General features: G+C 34.9%; 18 protein-coding genes and 1 riboswitch. Of the genes, 16 read left to right on the top strand and 2 right to left on the bottom strand.

Features of this window, described 5'->3' with window-relative positions:
• The first annotated feature begins 132 nt into the window (after positions 1–132).
• From AC6CH4_RS02615 to AC6CH4_RS02555, 13 genes are all read left to right on the top strand, one after another.
• Positions 133–2223: a ferredoxin-like domain-containing protein gene (locus AC6CH4_RS02615; protein WP_498099910.1), complete on the top strand. Its 2091-nt coding sequence runs from the start codon at positions 133–135 to the stop codon at positions 2221–2223.
• Positions 2216–2989, top strand: coding sequence for a uroporphyrinogen-III C-methyltransferase (gene cobA / locus AC6CH4_RS02610; protein ID WP_498099908.1), 774 nt, complete (start codon positions 2216–2218; stop codon positions 2987–2989). Before AC6CH4_RS02615 ends, cobA begins: the two co-directional genes overlap by 8 nt.
• Positions 2990–3031: 42 nt before the next feature.
• Positions 3032–3613 (top strand): precorrin-2 dehydrogenase/sirohydrochlorin ferrochelatase family protein, encoded by a 582-nt coding sequence (locus AC6CH4_RS02605; RefSeq protein WP_056190253.1) that lies wholly within the window; start codon positions 3032–3034, stop codon positions 3611–3613.
• Positions 3614–3709: 96 nt separating this feature from the next.
• The gene (locus AC6CH4_RS02600) at positions 3710–4762 is read left to right on the top strand and encodes an NAD(P)/FAD-dependent oxidoreductase (protein ID WP_498099906.1); all 1053 of its coding nucleotides are present in this window, start codon (positions 3710–3712) and stop codon (positions 4760–4762) included.
• A 394-nt stretch (positions 4763–5156) separates the two neighbouring features.
• Positions 5157–5271, top strand: a riboswitch (SAM riboswitch).
• A gap of 311 nt (positions 5272–5582) precedes the next feature.
• On the top strand, positions 5583–6587 hold the full coding sequence (locus AC6CH4_RS02595) for a homocysteine S-methyltransferase family protein (protein ID WP_498099904.1): 1005 nt from the start codon (positions 5583–5585) through the stop codon (positions 6585–6587).
• A gap of 78 nt (positions 6588–6665) precedes the next feature.
• Positions 6666–6929, top strand: coding sequence for a hypothetical protein (locus AC6CH4_RS02590; protein ID WP_498099902.1), 264 nt, complete (start codon positions 6666–6668; stop codon positions 6927–6929).
• A gap of 297 nt (positions 6930–7226) precedes the next feature.
• Entirely contained in the window at positions 7227–9902 is a 2676-nt protein-coding gene (gene metH / locus AC6CH4_RS02585) for a methionine synthase (RefSeq protein ID WP_051239236.1), read from the top strand.
• 164 nt (positions 9903–10066) lie between these two features.
• Entirely contained in the window at positions 10067–11023 is a 957-nt protein-coding gene (gene metF, locus AC6CH4_RS02580; protein WP_498099900.1) for a methylenetetrahydrofolate reductase [NAD(P)H], read from the top strand.
• Positions 11024–11154: 131 nt separating this feature from the next.
• A complete protein-coding gene (locus AC6CH4_RS02575) occupies positions 11155–11808 on the top strand; it encodes a class I SAM-dependent methyltransferase (RefSeq protein WP_498099898.1) in 654 nt (217 codons plus the stop codon).
• Between the two features lie 83 nt (positions 11809–11891).
• Entirely contained in the window at positions 11892–13115 is a 1224-nt protein-coding gene (locus AC6CH4_RS02570) for a dicarboxylate/amino acid:cation symporter (protein WP_498099896.1), read from the top strand.
• A 32-nt stretch (positions 13116–13147) separates the two neighbouring features.
• Complete coding sequence (locus tag AC6CH4_RS02565) at positions 13148–14557, top strand: pyridoxal phosphate-dependent decarboxylase family protein (RefSeq protein ID WP_498099894.1); 1410 nt, start codon at positions 13148–13150, stop codon at positions 14555–14557.
• A 332-nt stretch (positions 14558–14889) separates the two neighbouring features.
• Positions 14890–16017 (top strand): helix-turn-helix domain-containing protein, encoded by a 1128-nt coding sequence (locus AC6CH4_RS02560; protein WP_498099892.1) that lies wholly within the window; start codon positions 14890–14892, stop codon positions 16015–16017.
• An 84-nt stretch (positions 16018–16101) separates the two neighbouring features.
• Positions 16102–16863: a hypothetical protein gene (locus AC6CH4_RS02555; RefSeq protein WP_498099890.1), complete on the top strand. Its 762-nt coding sequence runs from the start codon at positions 16102–16104 to the stop codon at positions 16861–16863.
• A 65-nt stretch (positions 16864–16928) separates the two neighbouring features.
• Here the strand turns inward: AC6CH4_RS02555 and gldA are convergent, their stop codons facing one another.
• A complete protein-coding gene (gene gldA, locus AC6CH4_RS02550) occupies positions 16929–17825 on the bottom strand; it encodes a gliding motility-associated ABC transporter ATP-binding subunit GldA (protein WP_498099888.1) in 897 nt (298 codons plus the stop codon).
• A 144-nt stretch (positions 17826–17969) separates the two neighbouring features.
• On the opposite strand from gldA, the gene AC6CH4_RS02545 reads away from it, so the two are divergent.
• Positions 17970–18563, top strand: coding sequence for an outer membrane beta-barrel protein (locus tag AC6CH4_RS02545; RefSeq protein ID WP_498099886.1), 594 nt, complete (start codon positions 17970–17972; stop codon positions 18561–18563).
• A gap of 331 nt (positions 18564–18894) precedes the next feature.
• On the opposite strand, the gene metE is transcribed toward AC6CH4_RS02545, so the two are convergent.
• Positions 18895–21219, bottom strand: coding sequence for a 5-methyltetrahydropteroyltriglutamate--homocysteine S-methyltransferase (gene metE, locus AC6CH4_RS02540; protein ID WP_498099884.1), 2325 nt, complete (start codon positions 21217–21219; stop codon positions 18895–18897).
• A 157-nt stretch (positions 21220–21376) separates the two neighbouring features.
• Here metE and AC6CH4_RS02535 point away from each other — a divergent pair, with 157 nt between their 5' ends.
• On the top strand, positions 21377–21838 hold the full coding sequence (locus tag AC6CH4_RS02535; protein ID WP_498099882.1) for an Lrp/AsnC family transcriptional regulator: 462 nt from the start codon (positions 21377–21379) through the stop codon (positions 21836–21838).
• A 93-nt stretch (positions 21839–21931) separates the two neighbouring features.
• A complete protein-coding gene (locus AC6CH4_RS02530; RefSeq protein ID WP_498099880.1) occupies positions 21932–23278 on the top strand; it encodes a deoxyguanosinetriphosphate triphosphohydrolase in 1347 nt (448 codons plus the stop codon).
• Positions 23279–23325 lie beyond the last annotated feature (47 nt).

The following is a 23325-nucleotide window of genomic DNA, read 5'->3' as shown; positions in this document are numbered from 1 at the left end:
AAGCTATAGGCTTTAGGCTAAAAAAAAACAGATCAGGTATTTAGGGAAGCTTAAAGCTTACTGCCTAAAGCCTAAAGCAAGAATGTAAAAAAGCTTATAGCCTAAAGCTTAAAGCCTAAAGCGTAAAAAGAAATGGAAAGTTTTAGAACAGAAATAGAAAATCCGATAGTTCAAAAAGAGATTATCGATTTAGAAAAAAAGATTCATTTATTCCGTGGAGGAAAAATTGATGATGAGCGTTTTCGTAGTCTTCGTTTAGCGCGCGGAATTTACGGGCAACGTCAGGAAGGCGTTCAAATGATTCGTATTAAATTGCCTTACGGTAAAGTTACCAGCGAGCAATTGGTGCGTATCACTAAAGTTTCTGATGAATATTCTACAGGACGTTTGCACATTACAACGCGTCAGGATATCCAGATTCACTATGTGAGTTTGGACAGAACTCCGGAACTTTGGGCAAATTTGGCTAAAGACGATGTTACGTTACGTGAAGCTTGTGGAAACACCGTTAGAAATATTACAGGAAGCGAATTAGCGGGTGTAGATGTAAACGAACCATTTGATGTTTCGCCTTACGCACACGCTTTATTTCAATATTTATTAAGAAACCCAATTTGTCAGGAAATGGGACGTAAATTCAAAATTTCGTTCTCTTCTTCAGACGAAGATACAGCTTTGAGTTATTTACACGATTTAGGGTTTATTCCAAAAATTGTCGACGGACAACGCGGATTCAAAATCATGTTTGGTGGAGGTTTAGGATCTCAGCCAGCACATGCTGAATTGCTTTCAGAATTCGTTCCGGCAAATCAAATCATCCCGACAGCAGAAGGAATCATCCGTATTTTTGACCGATATGGTGAGCGTGCAAAAAGAATGAAAGCGCGTATGAAATTCTTGATCAAAGAAATGGGAAGAGATGTTTTCCTTGATTTGGTTGAAAAAGAGAAAAAAGCAATCGCTTTTGAAACATACGAAATTGATACAACCGCTTTTGACGGACCAATTGCAGAACCTTTATTAGAGGTTCCGAAAGTTATAATTGAAGATACCAAAGCTTATGAAGCCTGGAAAAATTCAAATGTGATTGCGCAAAAACAAGAGGGTTATTATGCGATTGGAATTAAAGTTTTATTAGGAGATTTTTATACTGATAAAGCCAGATTATTAGCCGCTTTAATTAAAAATTACGCAGCAAATGAATTACGTTTTTCATTGCGTCAAAATATTGTAATACGTCACGTAAAAGAAGAGAATCTTCCTTTCTTTTATCAGGAATTAGCCAAATTAGACTTTGTTCATTTAGGTTATAATTCTACTGTAGATATTACGGCATGTCCTGGTACTGATACTTGCAACTTGGGGATTGCAAGTAGTACCGGTATTGCAGAAGAACTGGAAAAAGTGATAAGTGCAGAATATCCTCAGTACTTAAACAACCGTGAAATTGAAATCAAAATTAGTGGTTGTATGAATGCTTGTGGACAACACAATATGTCAGCAATTGGTTTTCAGGGAATGTCAATAAATTCAGGAAAATTAGTAGCTCCGGCATTACAGGTTTTATTAGGAGGAGGAAGATTAGGAAATGGAGAAGGACGTTTTGCCGATAAAGTAATTAAAATTCCAAGCAGAAGAGGTCCAGATGCTTTACGTACGATCTTAAATGATTTTGATGCTAATGCAAACGGAGAAAAGTTCCTAAACTATTACGATCAAAAAGGAGAAAAATATTTCTATGAAATTTTGAAACCTTTCGCAGATGTAACCAATTTAACCGAAGCTGATTTTGTGGATTGGGGTAACGCCGATAACTATGTAAAAGCAGTTGGAGTTGGAGAATGTGCTGGCGTTGTGATCGATTTAGTAGCGACTTTATTATTAGAAGCCAAAGATAAATTGACTTTCGCACAAGAATCTTTTGACGAAGGAAAATGGTCAGACTCTATTTATCACGCTTATGCCGGATTTGTAAATGGAGCTAAAGCTTTATTACTTTCTGAAAATGAAAAAACAAACAATCACGCAGGAATTGTTGATTTGTTTGATAATGTTTTCATCGTAACAGGAAAAATCGAATTGGCAACATCATTCAAAGAATTAGTGTATCAAATCAATAAAAATGAGCCTTCAGAGGCTTTTGCAAAACAATACATTCAGGAAGGAATTGCATTTTTTGATACCATTGAAAAATATAGAGCTCAAGAATTAGCAAATGCTTAATATTAAACCAAAAGTAACTTTAGTCGGTGCAGGACCCGGCGATCCGGATTTGCTTACGCTGAAAGGCGCAAAAGCATTGGCTGAAGCGAATGTGGTTTTGTATGATGCATTGGCAAATGACGAAATATTAGCTTACGCACCCAAAAATGCAATTAGAATTTTTGTTGGGAAAAAAATTGGGAATCATGCATATACGCAAGATCAGATCAATCAACTAATTGTTGATAACGCACTGACTTACGGAAATGTGGTTCGGTTAAAAGGCGGTGATCCGTTTATTTTTGGGCGTGGAAGCGAAGAAATAGAATTTGTAGAAAGTTTCGGAATCGAGACCGTTGTCGTTCCTGGAATTTCTTCAGTTGTTGCCGTTCCCGCAAGTCTGGGAATTTCAATTACAAAAAGAGGCGTTTCAGAAAGTTTTTGGGCGATTACAGGCACAACTTCTGACAGAAAATTATCTGCAGATGTAGCTTTGGCCGCACAGTCATCAGCAACAGTGGTTATTGTGATGGGAATGCACAAATTGCCTCAAATTATTGATTTATTTCAAAAAGAAGACAAAGGAGATTTGCCTGTAGCGATCATTCAAAACGGAACAACTTCAGAAGAAAAAATAGGAGTTGGAACCGTAAATTCAATTTTAGAAATCGTAAAAGAGAAGCAACTGAGTTCGCCAGCGATTATTGTTCTTGGAGAAGTGGTGAGAGAAAGCAATAAATTAAAAGGCTTTTACGAAGAATTTCTATCAAAAGAAATCGTTCGATAAAATATAAATCATCTAATTTTGATTAGATGAAAATAAAATAAAATGGAACAGAATGAATTATATCCAATATTCCTAAAGCTTCACAATCTGAATGTGTTGATTGTGGGTGGAGGAAATGTCGGATTAGAGAAGCTTTCTTTTTTGCTAAAGTCAAGTCCAAATGCAAATGTTGAGGTCGTAGCACCCGACTTTCATTTAGAAATTAAAGTTTTAGCCGAAAATCATCCTTCAATTAAGTTGACGGAATCGAAGTTCAAAAAGAAAATGCTCAAAAAACGTCATATGGTAATCGCTTGTACTGATGATCTAAAAGTCAATAAAAAGGTATATGATTTATCCCGAAAGCGTTATTTGATTTGCAATATTGCCGATACGCCAGATTTATGTGATTATTATTTAGGCGGAATTGTAACAAAAGGAAATGTAAAAATCGCCATTTCGACCAACGGAAAATCGCCAACAACTGCTAAAAGATTACGCGAGTTTTTCGAAGAGGTAATTCCGGAAGATATCAACCAAATGGTAGAAAATCTAAACGAATACCGAAAGACATTAAAAGGCAATTTTGAAGATAAGGTTAAGAGAATGAACGAAATTACCGCTTCATTAAAAAATAAAGAGTAGAAATTACGCAAAGAAATCAATGATAAAAATCATTGGCAGTAGAATAAATTATTCGTTTCTTTGCATTATTAAGAATGATTATAAACAACAACCATAATGATTAAAACAGATATACTTATAATTGGAGCAGGGCCAACAGGTTTATTTGCCGTTTTCGAGGCAGGATTATTAAAATTAAAATGTCATATTTTAGATGCTTTACCACAAGCAGGAGGACAACTTTCAGAATTGTATCCAAAAAAGCCTATTTATGATATCCCTGGTTTCCCGGAAGTTTTAGCAGGAGATTTAATTGATAACTTACAAGAACAGATTAAGCAGTTTGAGCCAGGTTATACATTAGGAGAAAGAGCTGAAACAATCGACAAGCAAGAAGACGGAAGTTTCATTGTAACATCAAATAAAGGAACTAAATTTCACGCGCCGGTTATTGCTATCGCTGGAGGTTTAGGAAGTTTTGAGCCACGCAAGCCACTTATTGAAGATATCGAGTTTTACGAAGATAAAGGAGTTAAATACTTCATCAAAAATCCGGAAAAATTCAGAGACAAAAGAGTTGTAATTGCCGGAGGAGGAGATTCAGCTTTAGACTGGAGTATCTTTTTGGCAAATGTAGCTTCAGAAGTAACTTTGATTCACAGAAGAAATGAATTTAGAGGAGCTCTTGATTCTGTAGAAAAAGTACAGGAATTAAAAACATCTGGAAAAATTAAATTAATTACACCGGCAGAGGTAATCGGAATCAACGGTGCTGAGCATGTTGAATCGTTAGATATCGAAGAAAACGGAGCACACCGTAAAATCGAAACAGATTTCTTTATTCCACTTTTTGGATTAACACCAAAATTAGGTCCAATTGGAGACTGGGGATTAGAGATCGAGAAAAATGCGATTAAAGTAAACAATGCCTTAGATTACCAGACTAATATTCCGGGAATCTTCGCAATTGGAGATATAAACACTTACCCTGGAAAATTAAAATTAATCCTTTGCGGATTCCATGAAGCTACACTTATGTGTCAAGCTGCTTACGGAATCATCAATCCAGGTAAAAAATACGTTTTAAAATATACAACAGTTTCCGGAGTAGACGGTTTCGACGGAACACGTAAAGAAGCGCCAAAAGCGGTTGTGAAAGCGATAGTCTAAGTTACTAAGATTCTGAGACGCTAAGACTCTAAGATTTTATATAAAAAGCTCAAACTTTTAGTTTGAGCTTTTTATTTATATAACACATAGCCAATGGTTTCAACCACTGGAACGCAATGCATACACACATCGCATTACCGCAACATATAAACGCAACGTATAATCAATATACATGATCACAACACAAACGAATTATCACAATAAGTTCCCCGTGGTTAAAACCGCGGGCTATATTTGAAAAACAAAAGCCAAACTTTAGTCTTAGTATCTTAGCATCTCAGCACCTTAAAAAAAACCTTAGAACCTCAGAATCTTAGCCCCTCAGACCCTTTAAAAAAACATTTGCAAATCGCAAGGCTATTTCATACCTTTGCACCGTTCCTAAATTTATTGAAAGTTATCACGAAAGGCGGAGGGATAGACCCGATGAAACCTTAGCAACCCTTTATCATAAAGAAGGTGCTAAATTCTACTTTACACTAATTCATAGTATTAAAGATAGATAACACAAATACATAAAGTATTTCCTCAACTTTTCCTGACAACCTTACAATATTATTTTACTGAATTCACAGTTTAATGAGCGAATTATTGGCGCATTTATGCCAACATCGTTCCCGCTGTCCACAATATCCTTTTATCCGCCGCGGCGGATAAAAGGATATTTGCTCCCATCGGGGCTAATTGGCTGGGCAATAGTGAATTTTTGGAATCAATGTGAATCAAAACGCATATCCTAACAGGTTTTCAAAATGTTAGGTATGTTTTAAATAATAGAATAAAAAAGCTTTGCGCCTTAGTGCCTTAGCGGCAAAAGAATATGGCAATTACGATACAAGAAGCAATTAAAAAAAATATCCTAATCCTTGATGGAGCAATGGGAACAATGTTGCAACGCTATAATTTCTCTGAAGAAGATTTCAGAGGAGAGCGTTTCAAAGATTTCCCGCATCCGCTAAAAGGAAATAACGATTTACTATCCATAACACAACCACAAGCGATCCGCGATGTTCACGCTGCGTATTTTGATGCTGGCGCTGACATCGTAGAAACCAATACTTTTTCAGGAACTACGATCGGTATGGCCGACTATTTCCTGGAAGATTTGGTTTACGAATTAAACTACGAATCGGCTAAAATCGCCCGTCAGGTAGCTGATGAATTCACCGCTAAAAATCCAGAGAAACCTCGTTTTGTAGCTGGTTCAATCGGACCGACAAACAGAACGGCAAGTATGTCTCCAGACGTAAACGATCCGGGTTACAGAGCCGTAACTTTTGACGATTTGCGTATTGCTTACAAACAACAAGTGGAAGCCTTACTGGATGGCGGATGTGATTTACTTTTGGTAGAAACCATTTTCGATACGTTAAACGCAAAAGCAGCACTTTTTGCAATCGAAGAAGTAAAAGACGAACGCAATCGGGATATTCCAATCATGGTTTCAGGAACGATTACTGATGCTTCAGGAAGAACACTTTCAGGACAAACGGTTGAAGCGTTTTTGATTTCAGTATCACATATTCCGTTATTGAGTGTAGGTTTTAATTGCGCTCTTGGAGCCGATTTATTAAAACCGTATTTGAAAACATTGTCTCAGCATACACAGTTCAACGTTTCAGCACATCCAAACGCAGGTTTGCCAAACGCATTTGGACAATATGATGAAACACCTGAACAAACTCAGGCTTTAATCAAAGAATATTTGGATGACAATTTAATCAACATTATCGGTGGTTGTTGCGGAACAACTCCGGATCATATTCGATTGATTGCTGAAGTGGCAAAGGATTATAAGCCGAGAGTGGCGCCGGTATTGGTATAATGATTTTCATTTCCTGCAAGGTTTTCAAAACCTTGTAGGTATAAATTTAGTAGTTGGTTTTAAAGTTTAAACTAATTAATGGAAAAAGCAGAGCATATAGTGTATTCGGAAAACGGAGAAGTTTTTAAAGCATTTTTAAATTCTAATTGGTACGATACAGTGAGTCCCTATATGTATTGTGTTTCAGAATTAAAAAGTATTAAAAGCAAGATTGACAATAACAAAAAATTCAAAATAGAAAGTAATGGTAAAATATATCATATTACGACCAATTTAGAATTTAAGAACTGGATAGAAAAGGTGTTTTATGGAGGTTTTGAAAAACATGTTTTTATTGATTAAAAATTAATAACAAACTTGTAAGGTTTTGAAAATTTTAAAGAAGGCATAGAGTGAAAATCTTTTTAAAAAAGTTCCGGAGGAATGAAATGTTGGTAGCAACGGAATTTATTCCGTTGAAAACGATTCACGATCCCAATAATAGTTCCATAGGAACGAAATATAGAATAGGTTCAAAAGATTTGAAAAAACGATAATTGAAAACAAATATACCTACAAGGTTTCGAAAACCTTGCAGGAAAAAAAAGAATAAAAAAACTCAGAACCTAAGCATCTTAGGATCTTAGTAACTTAGAAAAAATGGCAGAAAAAAGAAGAGACCTTGTATTAGCAGGATTAGAACCGTTGATTATTACGCCCGAAAGTGTTTTTGTAAACGTTGGGGAACGTACGAATGTAACCGGTTCACGAAAATTCCTTCGTTTAATCAAGGAAGAGAAATATGACGAGGCGCTTGATATTGCAAGACAACAAGTAGAAGGTGGAGCACAGATCATCGATATTAATATGGATGAAGGAATGCTTGATGGTGTTCAGGCAATGACAAAATTCCTGAATTTAATTGCATCAGAACCGGATATTTCTAGAGTGCCAATTATGATCGACAGCTCGAAATGGGAAATCATCGAAGCGGGTCTGAAAGTAGTACAAGGAAAAAGTGTTGTAAACTCGATTTCGTTGAAAGAAGGTGAAGAGGCCTTTATTCATCACGCCAAATTAATCAAACGTTACGGAGCTGCGGCAATTATCATGGCTTTTGACGAAGTGGGTCAGGCTGATAATTTTGACCGAAGAGTTGAGATTTGTCAGCGTTCGTATGATATTTTGGTTAACAAAGTTGGTTTTCCTCCACAGGATATCATTTTCGATTTAAATATTTTCCCAGTTGCAACCGGAATGGAAGAACATCGCTTAAATGCTTTGGACTTTTTTAGAGGTACAAAATGGGTTAGAGATAACTTGCCACACGCACATATTAGCGGTGGTGTGAGTAACGTTTCGTTTTCTTTTAGAGGAAACGATCACGTTCGTGAAGCGATGCACTCGGTGTTTTTATACCACGCGATCAAGAACGGAATGACAATGGGAATCGTGAATCCGGAGATGCTTTCGATTTACGATGATATACCAAAAGATTTGTTGGAACATGTTGAAGATGTGATCTTGAACAGACGCGACGACGCTACTGAGCGACTTTTAGATTTTGCCGAGAATGTAAAAGGCGAAGTAAAATCAGATGAAAAAGCGATTCAGGAATGGCGTTTAGGAACGGTACAGGAGCGTATTACGCATTCGTTAGTAAAAGGAGTTGATGCCTTTATTGAAGAAGATGTTGAAGAAGCAAGATTAGCGGCTACAAAACCAATTGAAGTTATCGAAATCAATTTGATGACGGGAATGAATGTGGTTGGAGATTTATTTGGAAGCGGAAAAATGTTCCTGCCTCAGGTGGTAAAATCTGCACGTGTAATGAAAAAAGCGGTTGCTTATTTATTGCCTTATATTGAAGCAAGTAAACAAGCCGGAGACAAACAAGGAAATGGAAAAATCCTGATGGCGACTGTAAAAGGAGACGTTCATGATATTGGTAAAAATATTGTTTCGGTAGTTTTAGCGTGTAACAATTACGAGATTGTAGATCTTGGTGTTATGGTACCTCCGGAAAAAATTATTGCGGCTGCGATTGAACATAATGTTGATATCATTGGTTTAAGCGGACTGATTACACCTTCGCTTGACGAAATGGTGTATCTGGCCAAAGAATTAGACAAACAAGGAATTAAAATTCCGATTATGATTGGTGGAGCAACCACTTCGCGCGCGCATACTGCCGTGAAAATCGCTCCGCAATATAGAGAAACTGTAATTCACGTAAACGATGCTTCGCGCGCTGTGACTGTGGCAGGAAATCTATTAGACCACAATCGAAAAATATATGCAAGCGATATTCGTGCAGAATACGATTCGTTTAGAGAAACGTTTTTAAATCGTTCGAGAGATAAAAATTTCTTAAGCATTGAAGATGCCCGTAAAAATAAAATGCAGTTAGACTGGAGCGAATACACTCCAACCAAACCAAAATTTATTGGAAAACAAACCGTTGAGGTTGATCTGGATGTTTTGGTTCCGTATATCGACTGGACGCCATTTTTTCAGACCTGGGAATTGCACGGAAAATATCCGGCAATTTTAACGGATGAGGTTGTGGGTAAAGAAGCAACTTCTCTTTTTGCAGATGCTCAGGCGATGCTGAAAGTAATTTTGGCTGAGAAAAAACTACAAGCAAAAGGTATTTACGGAATTTTTCCTGCGAATCAGGTTGATGACGATGATATCGAATTACGTGATGAAAACGGAAAAGTGTTGGAGAAATTCTTAACGCTTCGTCAGCAATCACAAAAAACAAAAGGCGCACCGAATATTGCATTGTCTGATTTTATTCTGCCAAAAGAAAGCGGAATAGAGGATTATATGGGAGCATTTTGTGTGACAACCGGTTTTGGTGTTGACGAATGGGCAGCAGAATTTGAGAAGGATTTGGATGATTATAATTCGATTATGGTTAAGGCATTGGCAGATCGTTTTGCTGAGGCTTTCGCCGAATATCTTCACGAGAAAGTTCGTAAAGAGTTTTGGGGTTATGATAGAGAAGAATCTTTAACAAACGAAGAATTGATTAAAGAAAATTATAAAGGAATTCGTCCGGCGCCAGGATATCCGGCTTGTCCCGATCACCTCGAAAAACCAACGATTTGGAAACTATTAAATGTAGCCGAAGAAATTGGAGTGACCTTGACAGAAAGCATGGCGATGTGGCCGGCTTCATCTGTTTCTGGATATTATTTCGGAAATCCAAAAAGCAGGTATTTCGGACTAGGAAAAATAAAAGAAGATCAGGTGGTCGATTACGCCAAACGACGCAGCGTATCAACGGAATATGCATCAAAATGGTTAAACCCTAATATAGCAGATTAAGAAAAGTTTCTTTTGTTTCAAGTTTCAGGTTTCAAGTTATCCAAAGCAACTTGAAACCTGAAACTTGAAACTTGAAACAAAAAGATATTTGATTTATGTTTTTTGATTCAGATTTTTTACACAAACAACTCAAAACTCATAATTCATAACTCATAACTTAAATAATGAAAGTAACAGAACATATAGAAAACGCCAAAGGAAATACCTTATTCTCATTTGAACTTATTCCGCCTCAAAAAGGGAAAAGCATTCAGGAATTATATGACAATATTGATCCGTTGATGGAGTTTAAACCGCCATTTATTGATGTAACGACTTCTCGTGAAGAGTACATCTATATTGATAAAGGAAATGGTCTTTTAGATAAAAAATTGACTCGTATGCGTCCGGGAACACTTGGGATTTGTGCTTCTATAAAACATAAATACAATGTTGATACTGTACCGCATTTGCTTTGCGGAGGATTTACCCAGGAAGAAACAGAATACATGCTGGTAGATTGTCAGTATTTGGGAATTACCAATGTAATGGCACTTCGCGGAGATGCTATGAAAGACGAACAATCTTTTGTTCCTAAATTAGGAGGTAATCATTTTGCTATAGATTTAGTTCGCCAAATCAACGATTTAAATTGCGGTAAATACCTTCATGAAGTTATGGATGTAGACAATAAGGCTGATTTTTGTATTGGAGTTGCGGGTTATCCTGAGAAACATTTAGAATCTCCTTCGTTACAATCAGATTTGAAAAGATTGAAAGAAAAAGTAGATGCAGGTGCTGATTACGTGGTAACACAAATGTTTTTTGACAATGCTAAATATTTTGAGTTTGTCAAAAAGGCAAGAGAAATAGGTATCACAATTCCGATTATTCCTGGAATTAAGCCAATTGCTGTGCAAAGACATTTACAAATTTTACCACAGATTTTCAGAATCGATTTGCCTGAAGATTTAATTGATGCTGTAGATAAATGTAAAAATAACGCTGAAATCAAACAAGTCGGAATCGAATGGGCGATTCAACAATCTCTTGAATTAAAAGCAGCTGGAGTTCCGGTTTTACATTATTATTCAATGGGAAAATCTGAGAATATTCGCCAGATCGCGAGTCAGGTTTTTTAATGTCATAGCGAAAAACGAAGCAATCTCATGCTGTATCTTTGTTAGTGTGGTTGCTTCGTTCCTCGCAACGACCAAGCTTGGAATTTGGAATTTATCCCGAAGCTTCGGGATTGGAATTTAATTTTTATTTTATGAAAAAAGAAGAATTACAAGCAATCGCGGCTCAGCTAAAACATCCAACAGGAGAAAAAGGGATAGAAATGGCGAACATGATGCATGAAACCAATATCAACATGACACGTCATTCTGTTCAAAATCTAAATATTAAAAACGGAAATTCTATTTTAGAATTAGGTCACGGCAATGCAGGGCATGTAGAATTTATATTCGAACAGGCTGAGAACCTGAAGTACTATGGACTTGAAATGTCTGAATTAATGTTTCAGGAAGCACGCCAGATCAACAGAAATTTTGTCTCCCAAAAACAAGCTTTCTTTTCGCTCTATGACGGAAATATAATTCCGTTTCAAGATGCTTTTTTTGACAAAATATTCACAGTAAACACCATTTATTTTTGGCAGGAACCGGAAAAATTGCTTTCGGAAATATACCGTGTTTTAAAGCCAAATAGTGTTTTCTGTATCACTTTTGCAGAAGAAAGTTTCATGAAACAGCTTCCTTTCACCAAATTCGAATTTGAACTTTACAGCACTGGAAAAGTGGAGCAATTAGTCCAAAAAACATCTTTCAAAATCTTATATAAAGAGACTTTAACCGAAAAAGTAAAAACCAGAACAGGAGAATTAGTTGATCGGGACTTTACCACGATTGTTTTAGAAAAATAGTTTTTGAACTCTTTTTTTTAAGTAATTTAATTGATTATTATTTCAGGTTTCCATTTCAGCAAATCCTAACACTTTAAAAAATTATGGAGGTTAAAAAAATCAATTTTCTCAAAAGTTATAGTAGCATTTTATTACTTCTTGGCGGAATTATTCTCGGCAGTATTTTAGGGTTGTTCTATGGTAAAGATGTCTTAGTTATAAAACCACTCGGAGATATTTTTCTGAACTTGCTTTTTACCGCTATTATTCCACTTATATTTTTCACAATTGCTTCTTCTATTGCCAATTTAGAACGAACAGAAAAATTAGGAAAACTGTTTGTAATTATGGTTGCCGTTTTTCTGACGACCATCCTTATTTCTGCAATTGTCATGATTTTTGCAGTTTATCTTTTTCCAATTCATCAAAATATTATCATTTCTAAAGTTCCAATTGAAAATATTCAGTCCGGAAGTATTGGAGATCAGATAGCGCAATTGCTTACTGTAAATGATTTCTTCGAATTATTATCGCGAAAAAGTATGCTCGCCTTAATAATATTTTCTTTTCTAATTGGCTTTGCAAGTTTGCAATCAGGAGAAAAAGGAGGTGCTTTCAGAAGTTTTCTGGATTCGGGAAATGAAGTGATGAAGCAACTTTTGAACATGATAATGAAATTGGCCCCAATTGGTTTGGGAGCTTATTTTGCCTATCAGGTTGGGGTTTTTGGACCGCAGTTATTTGGAGTTTATGCCAAACCTTTGGGGGTTTATTATGGTGCCTGCATTTTTTACTTCTTTGTATTTTTTAGTTTATATGCTTTTGTCGCAGGTGGAAAAAGAGCTTTCATTGTATTTTGGAGCAATAATATTACACCGGCTTTAACCGCAGTCGGAACTTGCAGCAGTATCGCAACAATTCCGGCAAATCTGGAAGCGGCTGAAAAGATGAACATACCAAAACATGTTCGCAATTTAGTTATTCCGCTTGGGGCGCCTTTGCACAAAGACGGATCGAGCATGTCTTCTATTTTAAAAATAACCGTTCTTTTTGCGATGTTTGGAAAGGATTTCACAGAACCTTCAACGATACTTTTGGCTTTAGGAATTACCGTAATCGTCTCAATTGTAGAAGGCGGAATTCCGAATGGAGGTTATATAGGAGAAGTTTTGGCGATTACAGTCTACGGACTGCCAATGGAACAGGCTTTGCCAGTTGCCATGATTTTGGGAACATTAGTTGATCCAATTGCGACTTTATTAAATGTAAATGGCGATTTGATTTGTTCGATGATGATTTCACGGTTCTCTGAAAAGACGAAATGGTAAAATAAAATTACAATTACTTCAAATTACACGTAATGAATACAATACTAAAAAACGATTTAAATAATCTGTCAACTATTCTTGACAGAACAAAACAACAAGGAATAGATTTTTTGAATAATCTCGAAAACGTTCCAACTTCTACCAAAAACTCAATTGATCCAAACAGAGAACTAAACGAATTAGGTTTGGGCTCATTGGCTGCATTAGAAGAATTTAATGAAAGATTAGCTCCTTTATTGGTCAGCTCACCAGGGCCAAGATATTGGGGATTTGTTACAGGAGGATCAACGCCGGCTTCGATTGTGGGCGATTGGCTGGCTTCAGTTTACGATCAAAATACGCAGGCTGTAAAAGCACAGGGTGGAGTTTCGGCTTTAATTGAATTTGAAACCATTAATCTATTGTTGCAGTTATTACAATTGCCGGATATATTCTTAGGCGGATTTGTTACGGGGGCAACTATGTCAAACTTCACGTGCTTGGGAGTAGCCAGACAATGGTTTGGAAAACAATTTGGAAAAGATTTCGCTAAAAACGGAATTTCAGAACCAATCAATATTTTAACTGCAACACCACATTCATCATCAATCAAATCATTGGCGATGTTAGGAATTGGAAGTAATAATTTCAGCACAATTAAAACTATAGAAGGTAATCGCGAGGCCATTGATATAATCGATTTAGAAAAAAACATTCAAAACTTAAACGGCAAACCTTTCATCTTGATTTCAAGTGCCGGAACCGTAAATACAGCAGATTTTGATGATTTTCAGGCAATTTCAAAATTAAAAGAAAAATATAAATTCTGGTGGCATATTGATGCTGCCTTTGGAGGATTTGCAGCGGTTTCAGATAAATTCAAACATTTTGTTGAGGGTTGGGAAGGAGCAGACAGCATTACAATTGATTGTCATAAATGGTTGAACGTACCTTATGAAAGTGCTTTTTATTTGATTAAAAAAGAGCATACTAGTTTGCAGATAGAAACTTTTCAGAATTCGAATGCACCTTATTTAGGAAATCCGTTAGAGAATTTTAATTATCTGAATGTATTGCCGGAAAATTCAAGACGTTTAAGAGCGTTACCTGTTTGGTTTTCTTTATTAGCATATGGTAAAGAAGGTTTTTGCGATATTGTGGAGAATAGTACATCATTGGCGATGCATTTTGGAAATGAATTGATCGAAGAAGGGAATTTTGAATTGCTGGCTCCAATTCGCCTTAATAATGTTTGTTTTACACTGAAAGGAAATCACAATCAGGAAAAAGTAAGCGAGTTTTTGACGCTTTTAAATGACAAAGGAAAAGTATTTATGACACCGACAGTTTATCAAAATCGTAAAGGGATAAGAGCTTCATTTGTGAACTGGCGTACAACAGAAGAAGATATTAAAATCGTAATTGAAGAAATGAAAGAAACTATTTTGGATTTAGAGATCTAAAATGAAAAGAGCCTGTTGAACAGACAGGCTCTTTACTAACATCAAAAAAAACAAAAAAACAAGGATCTAAAAAACAAAAAAACAAATTTTGATTTAAATTTATAATTAAAGACTAGTAAAAAATCGGCTTGCTTTATAAATTAATATCGAAATTATGAGAACAATTATATTCGTCATTATGCTTTATTTTGTAATTCATGAGGCAAATATAACACTATTCATAATAAGTCTAAATAAAAACAAATACAATTTACGAAAAAAGATATAACAGGTTGAAAACGAGGTAATACTAAAATTACAATTCATAAAAAAACTAAAATATTATTTTTGAAATGATAAATTTTCCAATTATAATGGGTATTACAAGCGGTGCGGTATTCCTTTTAGGGTTCTTACTGATTGCTCATCCTCGAAAAGTCAATATAGTTGCAAATAGATTTTTAGGATTGTTTATCATCACAGTGGGTTTCGCAATGCTCGAAGTACCATTATTTTATAAAAACTTTCATTTAAGCCATCCAAATCTATTTGAAATGATAGGTTTGTCCCGGTTTCTTTCTGCACCTTTTCTCTATATCAGTATTTTATATTTTACTTCGATCTGTAAAGAATTCAAGCCTAAAAATTTATGGCATTTTTTACCTTTTATATTATTTTTCATCTTCAGAATTCCATTTTTTGTCACTGGAAAAAATATTGAATTTGATGAGGAAGAACGAAAAATAGTTTTTTTTATTTTGAGCACAGCATTGCCGTTACAGATACTAATTTATTGGATTCTGTCTTTTGCAACACTTCAAAAACATTTAAAAAGCATAAAACAATTTTCATCCTCTATTGAAAAAAATGATTTACTGTGGCTAAAATATTTTCTCTTGATTTTGTTAGTTATTGTATTTGCCTGGTTTAACCTAATATTTTTTGGGTTAAAAAATCTAATTGACCTGACACCATTTCTGTATTTGTTGAGTGTTTTTTTTCTTGCCTATTTTTCATTGCAGCAACGTGAAATTTTTGATTTTAGTCAGAATGAATTAAATGAACTTTCATCTATCAAAATATATAAAAAAGAAAATTCAAAAAGGGTTTCAAAGAGTCGGCTGACTGAATTAAATGAAAAATTGAAAATACTCCTAAACTCAGAAAAATTATATCTGGATAATGATTTAAGTCTGCCTAAATTGGCTAGAAAATTAGAGGCAACCAGTAATGAAACTTCGTTTTTAATTAACGAATTGTATCAGGAAAATTTCTATAATTTTATAAATAAACATCGTATCGAAGAGGCAAAAATGTTATTGTTGTCTGAAAAATACAGTCAATTAAACATATTAGGAATTGCTTATGAAGCTGGTTTTAATTCGAAAACAACTTTTAATACTACATTCAAAAAATATGTTGGTATGTCTCCAACAGAATTTGTAAAATCTAATATTACTTTGATTAAAAAAGAAGCTTAAAATCTGTTCGAAAGGGTACATCGGAACATTTGATTTTTGATTAATATTCAAATTTGCTTGATATTAACTCAAAAATAAAAAATCATGTTAGAACAATCTTTAGAAATTTCAAATTCAATTTTTAAAAAAATCAGCGCTTCCTTGATTCTTGGCCTTGAAATCGCAACTTTACTTTTGTTGCTGGGCAATGGAGGAAATATTCCCTGGCTGCCGCCAGTTTTAGTTTTTTCGGGAGTTGGAGCTGCATTACTGCTTTCAATTTTATTTCCATTTTTCTGGCATGTTTTGGAACAAAAACAAAAAATAAATTCTACTAAAGTCTATGCCATTTTATATAGTGGTATTCGATATTGCATCGCTTTTAATATAGCCAGTTTTGGCTGGAAAAAGTTCTACGGACTTCAATTTATTGTTCCGGCAGAAATATCAAATATGCCCATGAATCAGCAATCAGGCGAGTGGCTAACCTGGTTTTATTTTGGATATTCACATGCTTTTGGAATTATAATAGCAGTAACTCAAATCATTGGTGGCTATTTGTTATTGTTCAAAAGAACATTGTTAATTGGATCAATACTATTGTTCTCATTGTTGTTGAATCTGACATTAATTAATATTTTTTATCATATGAATGCAGGTGCTTTGTTGCAGTCCATATTATTAATGATTGGTGTTTTATTTCTGGTTTTATTAGATTCAAAGAAATTGATTGATTTTTTCTTTAAATCAAAATCGAATTTACAATCAGTTAATGTCAATGGAGTTTTTCTGAAAAACATTTTGCGACTTTCAGCAATTTTGCTTTCGTTATTATTTACAATCTATCTGAAGAATTTAATGAAATAAAAAAGAGCTCGTTTAAATAAATATTTAAACGAGCTCTTTTTATAAACTGTGACTGTGACTGAAAACTACTTAGTAATCTCTCTAAAAACAGCTTCCAGGTTTTTATTTTTCTGATTCAATTGTAGGGTTTTCAAACCGTTTTCGTTAGCAAAATCAAAAATAGATGGACGCATATCTTTATCTGCTAAGAAAGTTAATTCCCAGGTCATATCGTGAGTGTTTTTATATGAAGTAATATTTGGGAGCTTTGCCAAAAGCTGTTCTTCAACCTGATAATCAAATTCAACTTCAATGACTTGTTGTTTATCTTCAGAAACTAAATGATCTAATTTTTTATCTGCAACGATTTGTCCTTTGTCAATAATAATGACACGATCACAAATGGCTTCCACTTCCTGCATAATGTGTGTTGACAGAAAAACGGTTTTATCTTTCCCGACATTTTTAATCACATTTCGAATTTCCATTAACTGATTCGGATCCAGACCTGTAGTTGGTTCGTCTAAAATTAAAACATCCGGATTGTGTAATAAAGCATTGGCAAGTCCCACACGCTGGCGGTATCCTTTAGACAGTTGTGCTATTTTTTTATGGCTTTCGGCTGACAGGCCTGTCAGTTGAATTACTTCCTCGATTCTTGATTTTGGTACTTTATAAACATCGGCATTAAAAGCCAAATACTCACGAACATACAAATCCAAATACAACGGATTATGCTCTGGTAAATAACCAATAGAACGTTGCACTGCTTTAGTATCCGTCATGACATCGTGACTGTTTACAAGGGCTGAGCCTTCATCTGCTAATAAATAAGTCGTTAAAATTTTCATTAAAGTAGATTTTCCTGCGCCATTTGGACCAAGAAATCCAACAATTTCTCCTTTTTGAATGGAGAATGAAATTCCGTTTAAGGCTTTCTGAGATCCGTAACTTTTTGATATGTTGTTTACTTCTATCGACATGACTTTTTATTTGGTACAAAAGTAAAGAGAAATACTTTTGATTGCTACATTTTGTGTTTCAAAGAATTTATAAAAAAATTAAATTCTTCTTAATTCACGGCATCGTTATTGTTAAAGGACTATTAAAATTTTTAAATATCACACATGAAAAAAATGTTAGTTGTTCTTGCATTAGCTATGGTTAGCTTTGCAAATGCTCAAAAAAAAGGATCTATTTTAGTTATGGGAAGTATTGAATACAATTCTCAAAATGTATCTAATTCTGGTTCAGAGAACAAACAAAGTTATTTTGGTTTTTCTCCAAAAGTAGGATATCAATTTCACGAAAACTGGACTGCAGGTATTGAGGCTGGAGTTGGTACTACAAAACAAGAAACAGGAAATAATACCGAGTACAAAACAAATAATTTCTCTCTAGGAGGTTTTTTACGTTATTCTAAGCCATTAAACCAAACTTTTTCTGCTTACGCTGATTTAGGAGTTGGTTACCAAAGCAGAAAAGTAACACAGGATGTAGGGCCAGTAAATACAATAAATGAGGGAGATGGATTCTATATTGGAATTACGCCGGCAATTTTAGTTAATGTTGGTAAAGGATTTGGTTTGAACTTTAATGTTGGAGGTTTAGGGTATGATACTTTAAACTATGACGGAGATAACGGAAACGGAGACAATGTTAAAAATTTCAACTTTTCTTTCGGACAACAATTTTCTGTAGGGATTTCAAAGAATTTCTAATCTTAGAATATATTTCAATTTTGAAAAAGCATCCGCCAGGCGGATGCTTTTTTGTTTTCTGCCTGTAATCTTTTGAAAATAAAACATTCTTGTCTAGCCCCGATAGGAGCGATATCCTTTTGTGTCCGCCGCGGCGGACACAAAAGATATAGCGGATAGCGGGACCGGACGTGTGTTGAAAAAGAAAACTTCTGCTTCAAAAAATTAAAATAGGATCTTTTAAATTGAAAAAAATAATGCCAACATAAGTGAAATCGAAATTAAATCATAACTACAAGAATTTTCGATTCCACTTGTTGGCACTAAAAAACAAAAATATATTCAAATGAAATTATACAGTTGCACCGCTTTCAACGGCAGCTCTCATTTCCTGAGCGGCTGCAACCATTTCGATCAACGCTTTTTTGGTTTCATCCCAATGACGTGTTTTTAAACCACAATCAGGATTTACCCATAATTGATCTACCGGAATTACGGCAGAAGCTTTTTCTAATAAACGGACCATTTCAGCACTTGAAGGCACGCGTGGTGAGTGAATATCGTAAACTCCAGGGCCAATTTCGTTTGGATATTTAAAGTTGGCAAAAGCATCTAAAAGTTCCATTTGCGAACGCGAACATTCAATTGTAATTACATCAGCATCCATATCGGCGATATTTTGAATGATATCGTTAAACTCGCTGTAACACATATGAGTGTGAATTTGCGTGTCGTCCTGAACGCCGCTTGCAGAAATACGGAACGCTTTTACTGCCCAATCTAAATAGTTTGTCCATTCTTCTTTACGCAACGGTAAACCTTCGCGAATTGCTGGCTCATCAATTTGAATAATTTTGATTCCGGCTTTTTCAAGATCTACAACTTCATCACGGATTGCCAATGCAATTTGAGTACAAGTTTCAGAACGTGGCTGATCGTTACGAACAAACGACCATTGTAAAATAGTTACCGGGCCTGTTAACATTCCTTTTACCCATTTTGGAGTTAAAGACTGCGCATATTTTGACCATTTTACCGTCATTGGGTTTGGTCTTGAAACATCACCGTAAATAACAGGAGGTTTCACGCAACGGCTTCCGTAACTCTGAACCCAGCCATTTTTAGTGAAAGTAAATCCGTCCAATTGCTCGCCAAAATATTCCACCATATCATTACGTTCGAATTCTCCGTGGACCAAAACATCAATCCCGGTTTCTTCCTGAAAACGAATCGTAGCTTCGGTTTCTTTTTCGATCAAATCATTGTATTGTTGGGTAGTCAATTCTCCTTTTTTGAATTTTGCTCTCCAGCTTCTCACTTCGGCTGTTTGCGGAAAAGAACCAATTGTTGTAGTTGGGAATAAAGGTAAATCTAAAGCCTCAATCTGGCTTTTTCTTCTTGTTGCAAAAGTGCTTTTACGTTTGTCATCAGAAGTTGTAATTCCGGCAACACGCGTTTTAACTTCGTTATTATGAATTAATTTTGAAGTTTTTCGGTTGTCGTTTGCAATTTTATTTCTTTCAAAATCAATCGAATTTTTAACATCAATTTCGTTGGAACCGAATTGTTTTAAAAGTACAATTTCGTTGATTTTTTGTTTCGCAAAAGCCAGCCATTGTTTGATTTCCGGAGTTAAAGTTGCATCATTTGTCTCTAAATCTAAATCACACGGACTGTGAATTAAGGAACAGGAAGGTGCTACTAAAATTCTGCTTTCTCCCAAAGCATCAGTTGCTTTTTGGATCAATTCTAAAGATTTTTTGAAATCATTTTTCCAAATATTTCTTCCGTCAACCACTCCCAATGAAAGGTTTACATTTGAAGCCAATTGTCCGGATTCTAAAATATCATCTAATTGAGAAGGACAACGAACTAAATCTAAATGGAAAGTGTCAACTGGCAAAGCCAATGCAGTTGCCAAATTCTCTCCAAAACAATCAAAATAATTCGCTAAAATGATTTTGATTTTAGGGAAACGAATGTTGATTTCGTTGTAAACTTCTGTGAAAGTGTTTCTTTCTTTATCTGTTAAATTCAAAGCTAAAAATGGCTCGTCTAACTGAATATATTCTACATTTTCTGCTTGTAACTTTTCGAAAATTTCGAAATAAACAGGAAGCAATTTATCAATAAGATCAATTCGGTGAAAACCTTCTTCTTTTTCTTTTCCTAAAAGCAAATAAGAGATTGGTCCAATTAAAACTGGTTTTGTAGCAATTTTTAAAGTATTTGCTTCTTTGAATTCATTGATTATTTTTTCAGAAAACAATTCGAATTTTTGGTCCTTTCTGAATTCAGGAACAATGTAGTGATAGTTGGTATCGAACCATTTTGTCATTTCCATTGCTACAACATCCTGTCCGTCTTTTTGCGCGCCTCTTGCCATTGCAAAATACAAATCGATAGTCGAATTTGTTTTGGCGAATTCCTGGTAACGTTGCGGGATTGCCCCAACAGTCAAGGTCAAATCGAGGACCTGATCGTAAAAAGAAAAATCATTAGACGGAATCAAATCAACTCCTGCTTCTAATTGCAAGTGCCAGTTTCTGCGACGAATGTCTTTTCCGGTTTCTATTAATTCATCTACAGAAATTTTTCCTGCCCAATACAATTCTGAGGCTTTTTTTAATTCTCTGTTGCTGCCAATTCTTGGGTAACCTAAATTATTTGTTTTCATTTTTGATTCAGTATTTTTTACTGAACAAATTTATTGTATTAGATTTTATAACTTATATTTGGTGATTATTTAAGTAAATAGTCTTTTAAAAATGACTTTTTAAAGATTATAATACTGTAAAATTCTTTTTAAAGAACCTTTAGCCGTAAAAATTACTATGGAAAATCTCGATAAAACCGATTTACTCATCCTGAAACACCTTCAGGAAAACTCAAATATCAACACAAAAGACCTTGCCAGTAAATTATTTCTTACTGTAACACCAGTTTATGAGCGTATAAAAAGATTAGAACGGGATGGATATATTACGAAATATGTTGCTCTGCTCGATAAGAATAAAATGAACCGGGGCATGACTGTATTTTGTAATGTGCGTTTAAAAGAGCACGCAAAAAATGTAGGAAGCAATTTTGTGAGAGATATTGTAGCACTTCCTGAAATTATAGAGTGTTATAATATTGCCGGCGATTATGATTTCATGCTGAAAATTTTAGTCAAGGATATGGCTAGCTATCAGGATTTTGTAATGAATAAATTATCAACTATTGAAAACATCGGGAATACGAATAGTATTTTTGTAATGGGAGAAATTAAGCATAGTACGGCATTGGAGTTTTAATGACTTTAAAATCCTAAAATAAAATGTATTTTTGATCATTATAAAATCTATCCCGAGGCTTCGGGACAACAATCTGAAATCTAAAATAGAAAAATGAACTGGGAACAACTTTTATCACTAAAGCGCCAAGGCGATACAACCAAAAGATTACGTGTAGAACAAGATGACACGCGATTAGGTTTTGAAGTTGATTACGACCGAATTATTTTTTCGGCGGCATTTCGATCTTTGCAGGATAAAACTCAGGTTATTCCGCTTTCAAAGACAGATTTTGTGCATACGAGATTGACACATAGCTTAGAGGTTTCGGTTGTTGGACGTTCTTTAGGACGTTTGGTTGGAAAAAAAATTCTTGAAAAATATCCTTACTTAAAAGAAATTCATGGGTATCATATGAATGATTTTGGAGCGATTGTGGCAGCAGCTTCGTTGGCACACGATATTGGAAATCCTCCTTTTGGACATTCAGGCGAGAAAGCAATTGGTGAATATTTTTCAATAGGAAAAGGATTGAAGTACAAAGATAAACTGACTGCAAAACAATGGCAGGATCTAATAGATTTTGAAGGAAATGCCAATGGATTTTCGGTTCTTACGGCAAGTCGTCCGGGAATTGAAGGTGGGTTAAGAATTTCATATGCAACCTTAGGTGCTTTTATGAAATATCCGAAAGAAAGTCTTCCTAAGAAACCAACCAACAATATTGCAGATAAAAAATACGGCTTCTTTCAGACAGATAAATCATTCTTTGAAGAAGTTGCCAATGATATGGGAATGATCGCCAATAAATCTGATGGAGATATTGGTTTCGAAAGACATCCTTTAGCTTATTTGGTGGAAGCTGCAGATGATATTTGCTACACCATTATCGATTTTGAAGACGGAATAAATCTAGGATTGGTTTCTGAAGATTATGCGTTGGAATATCTTATAAAATTGGTAAAAGATAATATTGGAGTTGCCAAATATAAATTATTAGAAACCAAAGAAGACCGAATCAGTTATTTGCGTGCTTTGGCAATTGGTGCATTAATTAATGATGCTGTTGATGTTTTTATTGAAAATGAAGAAGCAATTCTGGCTGGTGAATTTCCATATGCTTTAACCGATAAAAGCAAGTACAAAGCACAAATGAATGATATTATCAACTTAAGTGTTGAAAAAATCTATCAAAGCCGCGAAGTAATTGAGAAAGAAATTGTGGGTTATCAAATTATTCAAACTTTGCTGGATAAATTCATAACAGCTTTTAATAATAAATATGATGGGACTGCTTCAAACTACGACAAATTGATTTTGAAAATGTTGCCTGAAAAACATCATTTAGACAAAGGTAATTTATACGAACGCCTGCTTCATATTTGTCATTATGTTTCGCTTTTAACGGATGGAAATGCGTTAGAATTATTCGAAACAATTAATGGAAGAAAAAACAATTAAATAGAATTTATCAGATTTAATTAAAATAAAAATCCCCATAAAAACAT

This window comes from Flavobacterium sp. GQ95 (genome assembly GCF_059758655.1).
Note: the sequence above shows the minus strand (reverse complement) of the source record. Positions and strands in the feature narration are given on the sequence as shown.

Excerpts from the sequence above, each read along its gene's own strand:
- AC6CH4_RS02555 (WP_498099890.1), top strand. The coding sequence starts at position 16,102 with ATGTTAGAACAATCTTTAGAAATTTCAAATTCAATTTTTAAAAAAATC.
- AC6CH4_RS02535 (WP_498099882.1), top strand. The coding sequence starts at position 21,377 with ATGGAAAATCTCGATAAAACCGATTTACTCATCCTGAAACACCTTCAG.
- AC6CH4_RS02545 (WP_498099886.1), top strand. The coding sequence starts at position 17,970 with ATGAAAAAAATGTTAGTTGTTCTTGCATTAGCTATGGTTAGCTTTGCA.
- AC6CH4_RS02595 (WP_498099904.1), top strand. The coding sequence starts at position 5,583 with ATGGCAATTACGATACAAGAAGCAATTAAAAAAAATATCCTAATCCTT.
- gldA (WP_498099888.1), bottom strand. The coding sequence starts at position 17,825 with ATGTCGATAGAAGTAAACAACATATCAAAAAGTTACGGATCTCAGAAA.
- AC6CH4_RS02605 (WP_056190253.1), top strand. The coding sequence starts at position 3,032 with ATGGAACAGAATGAATTATATCCAATATTCCTAAAGCTTCACAATCTG.
- AC6CH4_RS02575 (WP_498099898.1), top strand. The coding sequence starts at position 11,155 with ATGAAAAAAGAAGAATTACAAGCAATCGCGGCTCAGCTAAAACATCCA.
- AC6CH4_RS02530 (WP_498099880.1), top strand. The coding sequence starts at position 21,932 with ATGAACTGGGAACAACTTTTATCACTAAAGCGCCAAGGCGATACAACC.
- AC6CH4_RS02570 (WP_498099896.1), top strand. The coding sequence starts at position 11,892 with ATGGAGGTTAAAAAAATCAATTTTCTCAAAAGTTATAGTAGCATTTTA.
- cobA (WP_498099908.1), top strand. The coding sequence starts at position 2,216 with ATGCTTAATATTAAACCAAAAGTAACTTTAGTCGGTGCAGGACCCGGC.
- AC6CH4_RS02590 (WP_498099902.1), top strand. The coding sequence starts at position 6,666 with ATGGAAAAAGCAGAGCATATAGTGTATTCGGAAAACGGAGAAGTTTTT.
- AC6CH4_RS02600 (WP_498099906.1), top strand. The coding sequence starts at position 3,710 with ATGATTAAAACAGATATACTTATAATTGGAGCAGGGCCAACAGGTTTA.
- AC6CH4_RS02565 (WP_498099894.1), top strand. The coding sequence starts at position 13,148 with ATGAATACAATACTAAAAAACGATTTAAATAATCTGTCAACTATTCTT.
- metH (WP_051239236.1), top strand. The coding sequence starts at position 7,227 with ATGGCAGAAAAAAGAAGAGACCTTGTATTAGCAGGATTAGAACCGTTG.
- AC6CH4_RS02615 (WP_498099910.1), top strand. The coding sequence starts at position 133 with ATGGAAAGTTTTAGAACAGAAATAGAAAATCCGATAGTTCAAAAAGAG.
- metF (WP_498099900.1), top strand. The coding sequence starts at position 10,067 with ATGAAAGTAACAGAACATATAGAAAACGCCAAAGGAAATACCTTATTC.
- metE (WP_498099884.1), bottom strand. The coding sequence starts at position 21,219 with ATGAAAACAAATAATTTAGGTTACCCAAGAATTGGCAGCAACAGAGAA.
- AC6CH4_RS02560 (WP_498099892.1), top strand. The coding sequence starts at position 14,890 with ATGATAAATTTTCCAATTATAATGGGTATTACAAGCGGTGCGGTATTC.